This is a genomic window from Archangium sp. (assembly GCF_057119385.1).
In genome coordinates this window covers 26240-40018 of sequence record NZ_DBNGVP010000203.1, presented here as the reverse complement: position 1 = coordinate 40018, position 13779 = coordinate 26240, and the positions used below count along the sequence as shown (strand labels likewise).

General features: G+C 69.9%; 11 protein-coding genes. 6 read left to right on the top strand and 5 right to left on the bottom strand.

The features are described from left to right. Nucleotides 1–288: 288 nt before the first annotated feature. Nucleotides 289–1422 (top strand): right-handed parallel beta-helix repeat-containing protein, encoded by a 1134-nt coding sequence (locus AC16DP_RS46375; protein ID WP_329729040.1) that lies wholly within the window; start codon nt 289–291, stop codon nt 1420–1422. A gap of 50 nt (nt 1423–1472) precedes the next feature. Here AC16DP_RS46375 and AC16DP_RS46370 read toward each other — a convergent pair whose 3' ends face one another. From AC16DP_RS46370 to yedA, 3 genes are all read right to left on the bottom strand, one after another. Continuing rightward, the gene (locus tag AC16DP_RS46370; protein ID WP_329729039.1) at nt 1473–1826 is read right to left on the bottom strand and encodes a hypothetical protein; all 354 of its coding nucleotides are present in this window, start codon (nt 1824–1826) and stop codon (nt 1473–1475) included. Between the two features lie 166 nt (nt 1827–1992). Beyond that, on the bottom strand, nt 1993–3414 hold the full coding sequence (gene glnA / locus AC16DP_RS46365; RefSeq protein ID WP_329729038.1) for a type I glutamate--ammonia ligase: 1422 nt from the start codon (nt 3412–3414) through the stop codon (nt 1993–1995). 188 nt (nt 3415–3602) lie between these two features. Next, nucleotides 3603–4523, bottom strand: a complete 921-nt coding sequence (gene yedA, locus AC16DP_RS46360; RefSeq protein ID WP_329729037.1) for a drug/metabolite exporter YedA — start codon at nt 4521–4523, stop codon at nt 3603–3605. Between the two features lie 184 nt (nt 4524–4707). On the opposite strand from yedA, the gene AC16DP_RS46355 reads away from it, so the two are divergent. The 3 genes from AC16DP_RS46355 (at nt 4708) to hrcA (ending at nt 8273) form a co-directional block, all read left to right on the top strand. Beyond that, on the top strand, nt 4708–5910 hold the full coding sequence (locus AC16DP_RS46355) for a hypothetical protein (protein ID WP_329729036.1): 1203 nt from the start codon (nt 4708–4710) through the stop codon (nt 5908–5910). A gap of 22 nt (nt 5911–5932) precedes the next feature. Continuing rightward, entirely contained in the window at nt 5933–7078 is a 1146-nt protein-coding gene (locus tag AC16DP_RS46350) for a tetratricopeptide repeat protein (protein ID WP_329729035.1), read from the top strand. A 160-nt stretch (nt 7079–7238) separates the two neighbouring features. Next, nucleotides 7239–8273, top strand: coding sequence for a heat-inducible transcriptional repressor HrcA (gene hrcA / locus AC16DP_RS46345; RefSeq protein ID WP_329729034.1), 1035 nt, complete (start codon nt 7239–7241; stop codon nt 8271–8273). 89 nt (nt 8274–8362) lie between these two features. Here hrcA and AC16DP_RS46340 read toward each other — a convergent pair whose 3' ends face one another. Then, nucleotides 8363–10207: a peptidoglycan-binding domain-containing protein gene (locus AC16DP_RS46340; RefSeq protein ID WP_329729033.1), complete on the bottom strand. Its 1845-nt coding sequence runs from the start codon at nt 10205–10207 to the stop codon at nt 8363–8365. Between the two features lie 309 nt (nt 10208–10516). Here AC16DP_RS46340 and AC16DP_RS46335 point away from each other — a divergent pair, with 309 nt between their 5' ends. Continuing rightward, a complete protein-coding gene (locus AC16DP_RS46335; RefSeq protein ID WP_329729032.1) occupies nt 10517–11296 on the top strand; it encodes a DNA/RNA non-specific endonuclease in 780 nt (259 codons plus the stop codon). Between the two features lie 60 nt (nt 11297–11356). Here the strand turns inward: AC16DP_RS46335 and AC16DP_RS46330 are convergent, their stop codons facing one another. Then, nucleotides 11357–12901 carry a vanadium-dependent haloperoxidase gene (locus AC16DP_RS46330; RefSeq protein WP_329729031.1) on the bottom strand — a complete coding sequence of 515 codons (1545 nt, stop codon included), beginning with the start codon at nt 12899–12901 and terminating at the stop codon, nt 11357–11359. A gap of 90 nt (nt 12902–12991) precedes the next feature. Between AC16DP_RS46330 and AC16DP_RS46325 the strand changes: the two genes are divergently transcribed. Continuing rightward, nucleotides 12992–13753, top strand: coding sequence for an alpha/beta fold hydrolase (locus tag AC16DP_RS46325; RefSeq protein ID WP_329729030.1), 762 nt, complete (start codon nt 12992–12994; stop codon nt 13751–13753). The last annotated feature ends 26 nt before the right edge of the window (nt 13754–13779 follow it).

Genomic DNA, 13779 nt, shown 5'->3' with positions numbered 1-13779 from the left:
GGATGCGCGGGCTGGAAGTGGGAGCCGGCGCGAAGGTGTGGGGCCGTGCCATCGACCGCGGGGCGGGCGCGCTCGCGCAGGCGGTGAGCAGCACCAGGAGCGCGCTCCAGGTTCGCAAGCGCATCGTCACGTCCTTCCATCAATCGAGAGGGGCAGGCTCGAGTCGGGCCCGCTGGGGAGTATGCCAGCTTGCTCCGGCAGTGATGAACGAGCCGTGCTCAGCGGCAACCGCACCTCCCCCCTCGGAGTGTATGTTGGCGTTCCCAACACACTTCCCTGGAACTCCGCATGCCCTCTCATGAGACTCCTTCGCGCCGTCCCTGGCTGATGCTGCCCGTGGCCCTGGCGCTCGCCTGTGGTGGCGCCGCTGACGTCGTGGAGGAGGTGCGCCTGGCGCAGGAGCCGCTGACGACGCTGGCGGATCCCACGGCCTGTAGCGCCAACAGTGGGGCCGGGCCCTTCCGCGTCTACATGTCCACCAGCGGCAATGACGCCAACTCCGGGCGCGCGTCGAGCAGCCCCGTGCTCACCCTGAGCCGGGTCCAGGACATCCTCCGGACCGCGGCCCCAACCTGCCCCACCGAGGTGCGCATCGGGACAGGCACCTACTACGGGCAGACCGTGGCCTGGAGCTACGTGTCGGGCCATGAAATCAAGTTCATGCCGGCCGATGGGACCAGCGCCGTGCGTCCCGTCTTCGATGGGTGCTCCTCGGCGAGCGGCGCCTGCACGCAGGGCACGTGGTTCACGCTCGGCAATTCCTCCGGCGTCCAGTCGAAGCTGCACTTCTGGTACCTCCGCGTCCAGCGCTACAACACCGCCATCAGCTTCAACGGCCAGCGCGACAACCTCGCGGGCTACAACGGCGGCAACCGCATCTACGGCTGCTACTTCGAGCGGATCGGCAATGGCTGGGCGGGCGCCACGAGCCATGCGCCCAGCACGGCGGCCGTGCGGCTGGTGAACTCGGACGACAACGTCATCGAGAACAACCACTTCTACAACATCACCAACGCGACAAGCCCGGGCCTGCTCCACGCCCTCTACGTCGCGCACAAGTCGGATCGCAACTCCATCCAGCGCAACGTCTTCGAGAACGTGTCGGGAGACGGCATCCGCGTGCGTGACTACTCCAACTTCAACATCATCAACGAGAACCGCATCACCCGGGCTGGCAGCCATGGGTACTCGGAATGGTTCTGCGACTCGGCCCAGCGGACCGACTGCACCCTGGCCACCGAGTGCCGCTCGTATCAGAACGAGTTCCGCGACAACACGCTGGATGGAACCTCCGCCTGCGAGCCCATGCCCACCTGGGTGTACTACCAGACGGACTACCCGGCGAACTGCACGCGGCCGCAGCTCGACCCGCGCCTGCGCACCAGCGGCAACGTGCAGACCGCCACACCCTGCTCGCTGTGAGTCATGGGCGGCCCGGGCCGCGCGCCCGCCGTGGGCCACGGCATTCGGCTTCAACGTCCGCGCTGGGCGCGGAACCACTCGGCATAGGGCGTGTGCTCCACGCGGCGGCGGTTGAAGTCCGGGGTGCCATCCGTCCACCACGGCGGCCCCCGCTCCCCGAGCGCCACCTTCGCCCGGTGCACCCGTGCGCGGGCCTCGGCTTCCGCCTCCGCGTCATGCGCCCGCAGCGCCTGGCCCACGTCCCGCCTCGCGTGCATCAGTGCCTCCACCAGCAGCGCCCGCTGTTTCTGCCCGAGCGTCGGGTTGGAGCGCCTCCAGAGCTGCCCATCCACCACGATGTAACGGCCATCCGGTGTGGTGAGCGGCCCGGTCTTCAATACGGTGGACTCGCGTGGGAATGACATGGGGGGCGATGGGGTGACCCCATGTTTCCCCGGGATGCGCTTCGTGTGCAATCAGGGGGACCCGATACCCTCACCCCGTCCCTCTCCCGAGGGGAGAGGGGAAGTGGGCTCCGTGGGGCACTGGGCCTTCTGGCTCGCGGGCCTTCTGGCTCGCGGGCCTTCTGGCTCAGATGTCGAAGTAGAGCTGGTACTCCATCGGGTGCGGACGCAGGCGGATGGCGTCCACCTCCTTCTGCTTCTGCTCGATCCAGCTGTTGAGCGAGTCCTCGCTGAACACGTCCCCCTTCAGCAGGAACTTGTGGTCCTTCTTCAGGCAGTCCAGCGCCTCCTCCAGCGAGCCCGGCATCTTCGGCACGTCCTTGAGCTCCTCCGGCGACAGCCCGTAGATGTCCTTGTCCAGCGGCTCGCCCGGGTCGATCTTGTTCTCGATGCCGTCCAGCCCCGCCATCAGCTGCGCCGCGAACGCCAGGTACGGATTGCAGCTCGGATCCGGCGAGCGGAACTCCAGCCGCTTCGCCTTCGGGCTCGCGCTGAACATCGGAATCCGGATGGACGCGCTGCGGTTGCGGCTCGAGTACGCCAGGTTCACCGGCGCCTCGTACCCCGGCACCAGCCGCTTGTACGAGTTGTTCGTCGGGTTGCAGATGGCCGCCAGCGCCCGCGCGTGCTTCAGGATGCCGCCAATGTAGTGCAGCGCCATCTCGCTCATGCCCGCGTAGCCCTCGCCCGCGAACAGCGGCTTGCCCCCCTTCCACAAGGACTGGTGCGTGTGCATGCCGCTGCCGTTGTCCCCGTACAGCGGCTTGGGCATGAACGTCACCGTCTTGCCGTGCCGCGCCGCCACGTTCTTCAGCACGTACTTGAACCACATCAGGTTGTCCGCCGTCTTCACCAGCGTGTCGAAGCGGAAGTCGATCTCCGATTGGCCCGCCGTCGCCACCTCGTGGTGCTGGCGCTCCACCGTGATTCCCACCTCCCCCAGAATCCGGCACATCTCGTCGCGCATGTCGTTGTGCGCGTCCGTGGGCATCAGCGCGTTGTAGCCGTCCTTGAAGCCCGGCTTGTAACCCAGGTTGCCGCCCGGCTCCTCCCGGCCCGAGTTCCACGCCCCCTCGATGGAGTCCACCTCGAAGAACATGTGGTGCGGCTCCGTGCTGTAGCGCACCCCGTCGAAGATGAAGAACTCGGCCTCCGGCCCGAAGAACGCCGTGTCCGCCAGGCCCGTGCTCTTGAGGTACTTCTCCGCGCGTGACGCGATGTTGCGCGGATCCCTCATGTACTGCTCCTTGGTGATGGGATCGCTCACGTTGCACAGCAGCACCAGCGTGGGCGTCTGCGTGAAGGGGTCCATCACCGCCGTGTTCGGATCCGGCACCACCAGCATGTCCGAGTTGTGGATCTCCAACCACCCCTTGATGGACGAGCCGTCGAAGCCCAGGCCCTCCTCGAAGATGCCCTCGGTGAGCTCGTGCAGCGGCACCGCGAAGTGGCGCCAGCGGCCGATGAAGTCGATGAAGCGCAGGCTCACCATCTGCGTGCCGTGCTCCTTCGCGTACGAGAGCACGTCCTTCGCCGTCTTGTTCGTCATAGGGGGCGCTGTCCTTTTCCGCCGGGTGGTTGTCCCAAGGCGTCGCGGACACTAGGAACGCGCCCCTCCAGAGGAAAGAGGTACCTGCGCACGGCGTGACACTCCGCCCGCGCCCCATCAGTGCGCGGGGGTGCCACGTCCAGGTGATGACACTCGGGCTCGAGGCCGGGCCCGTCCGGGCGGGGTTTTCAGCGCTTCGCGCGGGTGAGCAGCACCACCGAGCCGAGGATGGCGCCCATGGCCAGCATGCCCCAGGTGCTCAGCGACTCGCCCGCGAGGAAGGTGCCCAGCAGCACCGCCACCATCGGGTTGACGTAGGCGTAGCTGGTGGCGAGCGCCGGCCGCGCGTTGCGCAGCAGGTAGCCGTAGGCGCTGAAGGCCACCAGCGAGCCGAAGAAGACCAGGTAGAAGTAGGCGCCGAGGGCGCGGGGCGAGGGCAGGGCGGTGAGGCGCTCGCCGAGCAGGAAGCTGATGAGCAGGAAGAGGGCGCCGCCGGTGAGCATCTGCGTGGCGGTGGACATGAGCCCTTGCGCCATGGGCAACTTGCGCGACCAGATGGAGCCGAAGGCCCACGTGATGGGGCCCACCAGCAGCGCGAAGGCCGCCCACACGTTGCCGCTCATGTCGCTGCCAAGGTTGAGCAGGATGAGGCCGCAGAAGCCGATGGCCAGGCCCCAGCGCTCGGCGCGCCCCGGCCACTGGCCGAAGAGTCCGCCGAAGAGCGCCGCCCACAGGGGCACGCTGCCCACCACGAGCGCAGCCACGCCCGAGGGCACGTACTGCTGCGCGAACACCACGCCGCCATTGCCCATCACCAGCAGCAGCGTGCCGATGAGGGCCCCCGCGCCCCACTCGCGCGCCGAGGGGTTGGCGTACCCGCGCACCCGCAGCACCGTGTAGAGGATGAGGCCCGCCAGCGAGAAGCGCAGGCCCGCCATGAGGAAGGGTGGAAAGCCCCCCTGCAGCGCCCAGCGGATGGCCAGGTACGTCGAGCCCCACACCACATAGAGCGCGAAGAGGCAGAACAGCAGCATCCCGCGGTTGGGATCCGCGGGCGTGGACTCCGCGGGCAGCGCCGCGGCCGGAATCGAGGAGGTGGCGGAGGACAAGGCGCCGCGCTTTTAACGCCGCGCTCCGGGCCCGGCGATGTAATTCCTCGGCCTACCCTGCGGGGCAGTGCTCGGCTGCCTGCCTCACATCCGCCGCCGGGCGAGTCTGTTCCGCGACACCCGCGCCGGGGGGCGATGGAGGCGTTCGCAGTGGCTCCCTACGGTGGCGCGGGGAGGAGACACCGTGAGTGGAACCCGGACGGGCTGGCGGGCGTGGTTCGCCTGCGTCACCCTGATGCTGGCGGGTTGTACGTGCTCCAAGCGTCCAGGCGAGGAAGGCACGGGAGGCTCCGGAGAGCCCGCGCCCCTGGGCCAGGACTCCACCCGGCGGGAGGGGAGGGAGATCGTCCTGGAGGTGCTCGACGTCTCCGTGGAAGGCGAGGGCGCGGAGGCCTCGGGCACCTCCTTCGTCACGGGCGAGCCCATCACCGCGCGCGGCCGGGTGCGCAACGCCGGGGAGCTGGAGTCGCGCATCCAATGGAGCCTCCAGCCGGTGGGGCCTCACACCGGGCCCGCCACTCCGGCCGAGAAGGAGGGGACCGAGGCCGTCTTCCGCGCCAGCTCGCGCGTGGGCACCCGGGGCAACCGCGAGCCCAACCCGCCGCTGGAGTACGAGCTGGTGGCCTCGCTGCCCCTGGAGGGCGGGGAGACGCTCGAGGTCCGTCTGCCCCCCACCACCTTCCTCCGCCAGGAGGAGGACGATGTGCTGCGCCAGGAGTACGTGGACTTCGGCACGCGCTTCCAGCCGGGCCGCGCCCTCATCTCCATTCCGGGCCGCCCCGTGCTCAACACCGGCAACTACACCGTCATCGCCGAGGCGGAGGCGGGCGGGCTCTCGCGCCTGTTGGACCAGATGGACGAGCGCGTCCGGGCCCTCTTGCAGAACGACGTGCAGGAGAAGCCGGTGGGCACGCGCGGCCTGACATCGGCGACGGTGGTGGTGTCGCCCGGAGCGCCCATCCTCACCGTGGGCGCGCTCGGGGACACGGACCCCCAGGGGGATGATGTCTGCTCGGGCCCCCGCGTGGGTGGACGGTGCGCCGGCTCCATCCTCGCCGGGGCCAATGGCATCGCCGACACGCGCGCCAACAACCGCGAGACGCAGGTGAAGCTGGAGGACTTCGTCAGCAGCGCCTTCCGCAACCCGCAGCGCAACCGCGCCGCCGGCTCGGCCACCCTCAACAGCCGCCACACCCGCGGCAGCGCGTTGGACATCGACCCGCGCCGCATGTCCATCCCCGGCAAGACGCCTCAGCAGTTGATGTGCATCGTCGAGGCCGCCGGAGACACCGTCGTCGGCGAGCGCGACTCCTTCACCGAGCGCGGCGCCACCCTCTTCCTCGCGTGCGACAGCCCGTCCGCCGACCACGTCCATGTCCAGCGCTGAGGCCCGGAAAGGAATCGTGCCCATGGCTTCCCCTCGCTTGCCCCTCTTCGCCTGTTGCGTGTTCCTGGCGTCCGCGTCCGCGGCGTGGGCCCAGCGGCCTCCCACTCCGGCCCCCGCTCCGGCTCCGGGCCGCTTCTCCGCCGTCGCGCCTCCCCGCTACGTGCCCGCCCCCGTCTCTCCGGCGGCCCGGGCGGCGCTGCGGCTCCACCAGGAGGGCTGCCAGGCCGAGGCCTTCGACGACGCCACGTGCGACAAGGCCGTGCGCCAGTTGGAAGCCGTCGTGCGCGAGGACCCGCGCCAGCTCGACGCGCAGCTCGCGCTCGCGGATGCCGTCTGGAACCAGGCCTTCCGCCAGCCCGAGGGCTCTCCCGAGCGCACCCGTCTCCGCCAGCGCGCGCTCGAGCTCTACCAGCAGCTGGTGGACCTGGGCGTCCCGGATGCCCGGCCCTACTACGGGCTCAGCGTCCTCACGCGCGACCCGGACACCCGCATCCAACTGCTGCGCCGCACCCTGGCCCTGGCCCCCAAGCACCCCGAGGCCCACAAGGACCTGGCCGGGCTGCTGCTCACCCAGGGCCAGGTGGACGAGGCCGTGCGCGAGTACCGCACCCACCTCTCGGTCCGCCCCTACGAGGGCCGCGAGGTCGCCCTCGAGGACATCCAGTTCGCCGACAGGCTCGCCGCCGCCGGGCGCGTGCGCGAGGCCGCCCAGGTGTACGACGCCGTCTGGGACGCCACCGGCAACGAGCCCCGCTCCGAGCGCTGTCAGATCTTCAAGGCCGTGGACCTCGACCCCTACGAGCGCATCGGCGCCCGCTTCGCGCGGCAGCTGGGGGAGCTCCGGGCCGCCTGCGCCGGCTCGCCCCGCCTGGAGGGCGCGGTGGAGCTGGAGCGCCAGGGCCGGGACGCCGCCGCCCTCCAGGAGCTGGAGCGCCAGATTCAGGAGAACCCCGTGCCCGTGGAGCCATACCTCGCGCTGCAGCGCCTCCACCTGAAGCAGGGCCGCGTGGACGAGGCCGCCGCCGTCATGGCCCGCTACTTCCGCCAGGAGAAGGACCCCGAGGAGCGGTGCCGACACTTCCGGACACTGTCCCCCCGGACGACGCGCGCCCTGGAGCCCGGCCTTATGAATGAGTTGGACCGTGCCTGCCGCGCCCGGCGGCCCTGAGCCGTGTGGGGACAGGTATGGGCTCGCGGGGGCTGCCCGCTCTGCCGCCGGGAGGGCGGGGGATTGAACCGTGCCCTCCACCTTCTTAATGTTTCAGGGCATTCTCGACGTCTTCACCCAGTCCGGGTGCAGCGTCGTCGTTGGGGAGTGTGAGACAAGGATGTCCGAGGAGCTACTGGGAGAGCGCGAGAAGGAAGTCCTCCGCGCTGTCGTTCAGGAATACATCTCCACCGGCGGCCCGGTTGGCAGTCAGCACCTGGCGCGCCGCGCGGAGTTCGACGTCTCTTCCGCCACGCTGCGCAACGTGCTCGCGGACCTGGAGGAGCTCGGCTTCCTCGAGAAGCCCCATACCTCCGCGGGCCGCGTTCCCACGGATCGGGGCTACCGCTTCTACGTGGACACGATGGTGCGGCTGAAGGATCCCGCGCCGAGAGACCGCGAGCTCATCCACGCCGGGCTGGCGCACGAGTCGGGCATGGAGGAGCTGCTGTCCGAGGCCTCGCGCCTGTTGCACTCGCTCACCCGGCACGCGGGAGTCGTCGTCACCCCGCGCCCGGACGTGGCCATCTTCCAGCGGATTGAATTCGTCCGGCTGCGCGAGGACCGGGTGCTCGCCATCCTGGTGGGGCAGAACGGCCAGGTGCACAACAAGCTGCTGGTGGTGGACTTCCCCATCACCTCGGACGAGCTGCTCAAGGCGAGCAACTACCTCTCCGAGCTGCTCCACGAGGTGACGCTGGAGGAGGCGCGCGAGCGCATCCGCACCGAGCTGGACCAGGAGCAGGCGCTCTACAACGCGCTGACGTCCAAGGCGCTCAAGCTGGGCGCGGCCGCCACGGACCTGCAGACGGGCGAGCGCGTGCTCATCGAGGGCACCGGCTCGTTCCTGGAGCAGCCCGAGTTCGCCGACGTGGAGCGCATGCGCGCGCTCTTCAAGGCGCTCGGGGAGAAGCACAAGCTGCTGTCGCTGCTGGACCGGGTGCAGCGCGCGCGGGAGATGCAGATCTTCATCGGCACCGAGAGCGAGTTCTCCTCGGCCGGTGACGTGACGGTCATCGCGAGCCCCTACGGCAGCCGCGAGCAGGTGCTCGGCACGGTGGGCGTCATCGGGCCCACGCGCATGAACTATCAGCGCATCATCCCCCTGGTGAACTTCACGGCCCAGGTGTTGTCGATGGCGCTCGACAAGGTCTGAGCCCCACGGGGGTCCGGACGGGGTCTCGGACCCCTCCACCGGCCCTCCCCGCCCCAGGAGGAGCGGCGGAGGAGGGCCGTTGAAGGGTGCTACTGGAGGGCACCCGGAGGCACCAGCAGCACCACGTCCTTGGCGTCGCCGTAGATGATGGGGGGCATCGGCTCGTAGTTGTGCGTCACCCGGCCGCCGTCGCGCACGATGCCCATGTCGTTGCCATACGGGCCGTCGTTGTAGTCCCAGCCGTGCCGCGTCTGGAAGATGAGGGCGCCGCTCGGAATCTGCCCCGCCTGCGCCATCCGCTCGTACGCGTCGGCCGGGATGACGTGGGCCTGGACGGTGCCGAACGCCGGGCTGTGGATGGTCTCCTGCCGCGAGCCGGGCAGCGGGACGGACACCCAGCCGGCCTCCCGCATCATTCGCACCATGGCGCCGCGCGGGTTGTTGGGGTCCGCCGCGGTGCCACCCGGGAAGTTGGGCACGCCCAGCGCGTCCATGTTCTCGAGCGTCGTCGCCACGCAGGAGCTGGTGGCGCCATTGCTGAGCGGGCCCGTGGCCAGCCGCTGGAGGATGGGGTGGTTGGGGTTGACGTTGCCCGTCACCGGACCGGCGGTGGCCGCCTTCTTCAGCGTCGCCAGCGTGGTGGCGCCCACCTGTCCCTCCATGCCCGGAGGTGGCACGAGGCCCCGGGTCCGCTGGAAGTTCGACACGGCCTCCGCCGTCTGCTGGCCGAACTTGCCGTCCGCCTCCACGCCGAGCATCCGCTGCAGCTCCGCCACGCTCTCGCCCTGCATGCCCTGCCTCAGCACGCCCTGGCCGTTGGCCACGTCGGTGAGTGACGGCGCCGGCTTCCACTGGGTGGTGCCTGGGGTCGCGGGGGTGGGGGCCGGGCCCTGGGTGGTGGGGGGCGGGCGGGAGGTGTTGCCCGGGGCCTCCCGGCTGACGACGGCGGCGAGCGCCTCGGTGCGGCGGAGCTGGTCGGCGCGCAGCCGGTCCACGTCGTTGCCGAAGCCGGGCGCATCCAGCTGGCCGGTGGCCGGGTCATAGTAGGACTGGACCCGCACCTCGACGATGTTCTCCGGCGTCACGCCCTTGCGCGCCAGCTCGGGCAGCTGATCCAGGAAGCCGCCGGGGCCGTTGGCGGCCAGGGGCGCCTGGGTGAAGGTGTCGAAGTAGGCGGCGGCGAGCAGCGGATTGCTCGGGTCGAGCCCCGCGGCGCGCGCGGCGGACTCGAAGCTGGGGAGTTGCTCGCGGAAGCGCGCGAGCTGCTTCTGATCCGCCTCCTGCGGAGAGGAGGCGCCGTGCTGGTAGGAGAAGGTGCCCTGGTTGTGGACGCCGTTGCCGGGGTCGGTGTGGCCGTAATAGGCCTGGGTGGGGCTGCCATCGAGCGCCCGGTTGCCCTCGGCGTGGCCGATGGCGCGGGAGATGAGCGAGTCCGGGCTGCGCAGCTGCGCGTTCAGGTCCACCCCGCCGCCCACGGCGCCGCTGGCCGCGGCCTTCTCCAGCACCTGGAGGGTGGTGGGCCCCACGTAACCGTCCTGGCCCGGCGGCGGCTTGAGGCCGGTGGACTGCTGGAAGGTCCGCACGGCCGCGCGCGTCGCCTCACCGAACTTCCCATCCTGCTCGGCCGCGGGCAGGCCCAGAAGGCGCTGCAGGTCTCGCACCGACTCCCCCTCCATGCCGGGCCCCAGGAGGACCTGTCCGCCCCCGCGGCGCACGTTGTCCAGGGTGGGGGCCGGCGTCCACTGGGCCGGAGGCGCGGCGGCCAGGAGCCGGGCCGCCGGGGTGGTGGAGGCGGCGACGAAGGCGTCGGTATTGCGCACCTGCTGAGGCGAGCCCGTGGCCGTCGTGGGGGAAGCCGGCGGCGCGGTGGGCGCGGGCGCCTCCGGCGTCTGGGGGCGAAGCGTGGGCGTGCGGGGGGCGTCGTTGATCTTCATGGGAGCACCATTCCTTTGCCGGGGGGCAAGCAGCGGTTGCGTCCGGACGGGTTCCTCCCGACACCAGCACAAGGGCGTCACTGCATCGTCATCTGCTCCCCCCCTCCGGCTGCTCCTCCCGTGTGATGGGAAGCTCGCATGCGCCGGGGCCGCCGCGGGGGACGCATTCTTCCGGGAATGGAGATTCGGTGTGATTTTTGCATAATCAGTTTCTGGCACATCTTTCCCGCAATCGTTGCAATCCGGCTCTCATTTTCTCGATAGTCGAGAGGCCGCAACGAACCCCCCCCAGAGGAAGGACCCGGAAGAATGCGCCCCCTGAACACGCTCTCGCTCGCGGTGGTGTCTGGCCTGTTGCTTGGCGGTTGTGGAGTCTCGACGACGGACCTGGGGGGCGACGGGGTCGCCAGCCAGATGGAGCAGGACTTCGGAGGCCCGGACGGGCTCATGGCGTTCTTCCAGAGCCACACGGAGGAGGAGATCCGCGAGGCGCTGAAGCCCTACGGCATCGGGTACGTGGTCCGCCCGCGGGTCACCGAGATGGCGATCAGCGACTGTCCGAAGTACTTCCCGACGGCGGACCGGAACATCTGGCACAACTTCGATGGCGAGTACTACCTCATCGACGGCTCGGGCCGGCCGAGCCGGGCGTACAAGTACCTGCCGCCCATCACCGCCGCGGCGCGCATCGACTCGTGCCAGTTGAGCGTGGGGCAGTGGGGCGACGCGGAGAACCCCAGCAACGACTATGACGGCGGCCACATGATTGGCTCGCAGCTCGGGGGCTGGGGAGGCCGGGCGAACCTGGTGCCCCAGGATGCGAACTTCAACCGGGGCAACTGGGTGACGCTCGAGAACAAGGCGGCCAAGTGCGGGAGCCTGCCGAGCGGGCGGATCCGCTACTACATCGGCGCGAACTACCCGAACTCCACCGCGCTCATCCCCAACACCATGACGATGGAGCTGCGCAACCAGTCCACGGGGAGCTCCGTGGCCCTGTCCTTCCAGAACGTGGACTACGGCGGCACCAACGGCACGAACGAGAAGAACCGGGGCGTGACCTGGCTGTCGAACCAGGGCTGCATCTGAGGCGTCCGCGCCGGGCCGGCGCCCCCGTCGCCGAGACGGGGGGCGCCCCATGCGTCTGCGTCAGAAGGGCTCCACCCGCCCATCGAAGACGCGGACGCGGGTGCCGTCGAACCGGGTGAGCTGGAAGAAGGCGTCGCCCTCGTTGAAGGTGAAGCTCATCTCCTGCAGGAGCCCGAGCGCCACGCGCTCTCCGAGCAGGAGGGACTCGCAGGAGTCGGTGCGCCAGTGCACGCCCGCGGCGTTGCGGAAGAGGGCGATGTTGCCGGCCAGCTTGTTGAGCTCGCCGCCCACCGTCATCTGCGCGGCGTCGGCCCCCGTGTAGGCCACCAGGGCGGTGCCATCCGCGTTGGCCATGAGCGGGTTCTCGATGGGCGCGGTGTCATCGAAGTACGCCTTGAGGAGGGTGGCGCACGCGCCGGAGAGGGTGGCGTGGCCCGCGCCGTAGGCCGGGTGGAGCGGAGCGCCCTCGGGGTAGGCCTGCGGGAGGAGGAAGGAGCCCCAGCGCTCGGAGAAGTACGGGCTGAGCACGCCGGTGGACAGCGAGTTGAGGAGGGAGGTGTCCAGCGGGTAGGTGCGCCGGCCGGACAGGTGGTTGTCGACGCGCCCGCCGTACTCCTCGGGGCGCAGCCGCCGGTGCACGCCCCACTTCTGCCACCACACGGCGCGCCCGGCCCGCCCGGACACCTCGATGAGCAGCTGCAGCAGGTGGATGGGCCCGAAGGTGGCGAAGCCCACCTGGGTGCGCGAGTCCCCCGCGGTGCCCGGCGGGTCATAGGGGTTGCCCTGGTCGCAGGGGAACTCCTTGTCCACCTGGGGCCGGCTGGCGCCCATGCCCGCGAGCTGGTTGCCCAGGGGCTCGGAGAGCAGCAGGAAGGCGGTGTTGAGGTACGCGTTCACCACCTGGTCGAAGTGGACGAAGTTGGCCCCGTCGCGCAGGTCGCGGATGAAGCGGCGGCCCGTGGTGTCGAACTGGTCCTTGCCCCGGTCATCCCGGCCGTTCTGCACCGGCAGCCAGTCCTCGGTGAAGCGGGTGAGGTAGTCGGCGGTGGCCCCCACCTGAGGGAAGCCCTTCACCGTCCACTGCCGCTGGTCGATGACCTGGGCGCCGTAGGTGATGAAGCCCTCGTCGGCGTCGCGCCCCTGGCCGTCCGGCTTGCGCGGGTCGCTGTTGCCCTTGCAGAGGAACTGGGAGACGTAGGGCCCCACCTGCTCGCCGGGGAAGATGCCGCGGAAGAGGTTCTGCGCGGTGACGGTGGGCGTGCCGCCGAACAAGGGGAGCTCGGTGGAGAGCGAGCGGATGGCGCGCTCGATGATGCTGTTGGCGATGGCCGCCTCGGAGGCGTAGCTGGAGAAGGGCACGTCGCGGGCGAGCGCCATCCAGTACAGCTCGCCCATCTCCGCCGCGGCCCGCTTGCTGTCGAAGCGCGGCGCGGGCGGCTGGGTGACGGCCTGGGCATCCGGGCCCGACAGCTCGAAGGCGAGGCCGGCCTGCGGATTGACGAGCTTGATGGCCCCCGAGGGCTGGAGGATCTCCTCGTCTGCGCCTTCGCCATGGAGCACCCCGAGGGAATGTCTGGCGATGATTCTCGGGGCGGAGTCTGACATGATTTGACGCCGTGGGATGGATGATATGTGTTTGGAATGAGATGGTCTGGCCAGGTGTTCGATTCCTGGCACTGCAATCGAGGAGCACGCATGCACGAGGCGCGGACGTTCGAGCTCAACGGTATCGAGATGCACTGTGAGATTCGCGGTGAGGGCGAGCCGCTGGTGTTGCTGCACGGCGGCACGGGCGCGGGCAGTGACTGGCGCTACGTGTTCGATGCGCCGCTCGAGGGGTACCGGACCCTCGTGCCGGACCTGCGCGGCCACGGACGCTCGACGAATCCCTCCGGGACGCTCACCTTCCGCCAGGTGGCGGGGGATGTACTCGCGTTGATGGATCGCCTCGGCATCGAGCGCTTCAAGGCCATCGGGATGAGCATGGGGGCCAAGACGCTGCTGCATGTGGCGACCGCTCAGCCGTCACGCGTCGACGCGATGGTGCTCGTGAGCGCGACTCCGTACTTTCCCCCGCAGGCCCGGGCGCTCATGGCGCGGAGCACCGCCGATACCTTGAGCGATGGGGAGTGGACGCTGCTGCGGCAGAAGCACGTCCACGGCGATGAGCAGATCCGCGCGCTGTACGCGCAGATGCGGGCGCTCAAGGACAGCCATGACGACATGAACTTCACGCCGCCGTACCTGTCGACGATCTCCGCCCGGACGCTCATCGTGCATGGGGACAGGGATCCGCTGTATCCGGTGGACCTGGCGGTGGAGATGTACACGGCCATCCCGCGAGCGGCACTGTGGGTGGTGCCGAACGCGGGACATGTCCCTGTTTTCGGTCCGATGGCCCCGCGCTTCCGGGAGACGGCCCTGGAGTTCCTGAATATTCCCTCTCCCGGAGGGTGAGGGGAGATTGACGCGTGGTCAGCACA

Coding starts and splice junctions, on each gene's coding strand:
- AC16DP_RS46375 (WP_329729040.1), top strand. CDS start 289: ATGCCCTCTCATGAGACTCCTTCGCGCCGTCCCTGGCTGATGCTGCCC.
- AC16DP_RS46370 (WP_329729039.1), bottom strand. CDS start 1,826: ATGTCATTCCCACGCGAGTCCACCGTATTGAAGACCGGGCCGCTCACC.
- glnA (WP_329729038.1), bottom strand. CDS start 3,414: ATGACGAACAAGACGGCGAAGGACGTGCTCTCGTACGCGAAGGAGCAC.
- AC16DP_RS46350 (WP_329729035.1), top strand. CDS start 5,933: ATGGCTTCCCCTCGCTTGCCCCTCTTCGCCTGTTGCGTGTTCCTGGCG.
- hrcA (WP_329729034.1), top strand. CDS start 7,239: ATGTCCGAGGAGCTACTGGGAGAGCGCGAGAAGGAAGTCCTCCGCGCT.
- AC16DP_RS46340 (WP_329729033.1), bottom strand. CDS start 10,207: ATGAAGATCAACGACGCCCCCCGCACGCCCACGCTTCGCCCCCAGACG.
- AC16DP_RS46335 (WP_329729032.1), top strand. CDS start 10,517: ATGCGCCCCCTGAACACGCTCTCGCTCGCGGTGGTGTCTGGCCTGTTG.
- AC16DP_RS46330 (WP_329729031.1), bottom strand. CDS start 12,901: ATGTCAGACTCCGCCCCGAGAATCATCGCCAGACATTCCCTCGGGGTG.
- AC16DP_RS46325 (WP_329729030.1), top strand. CDS start 12,992: ATGCACGAGGCGCGGACGTTCGAGCTCAACGGTATCGAGATGCACTGT.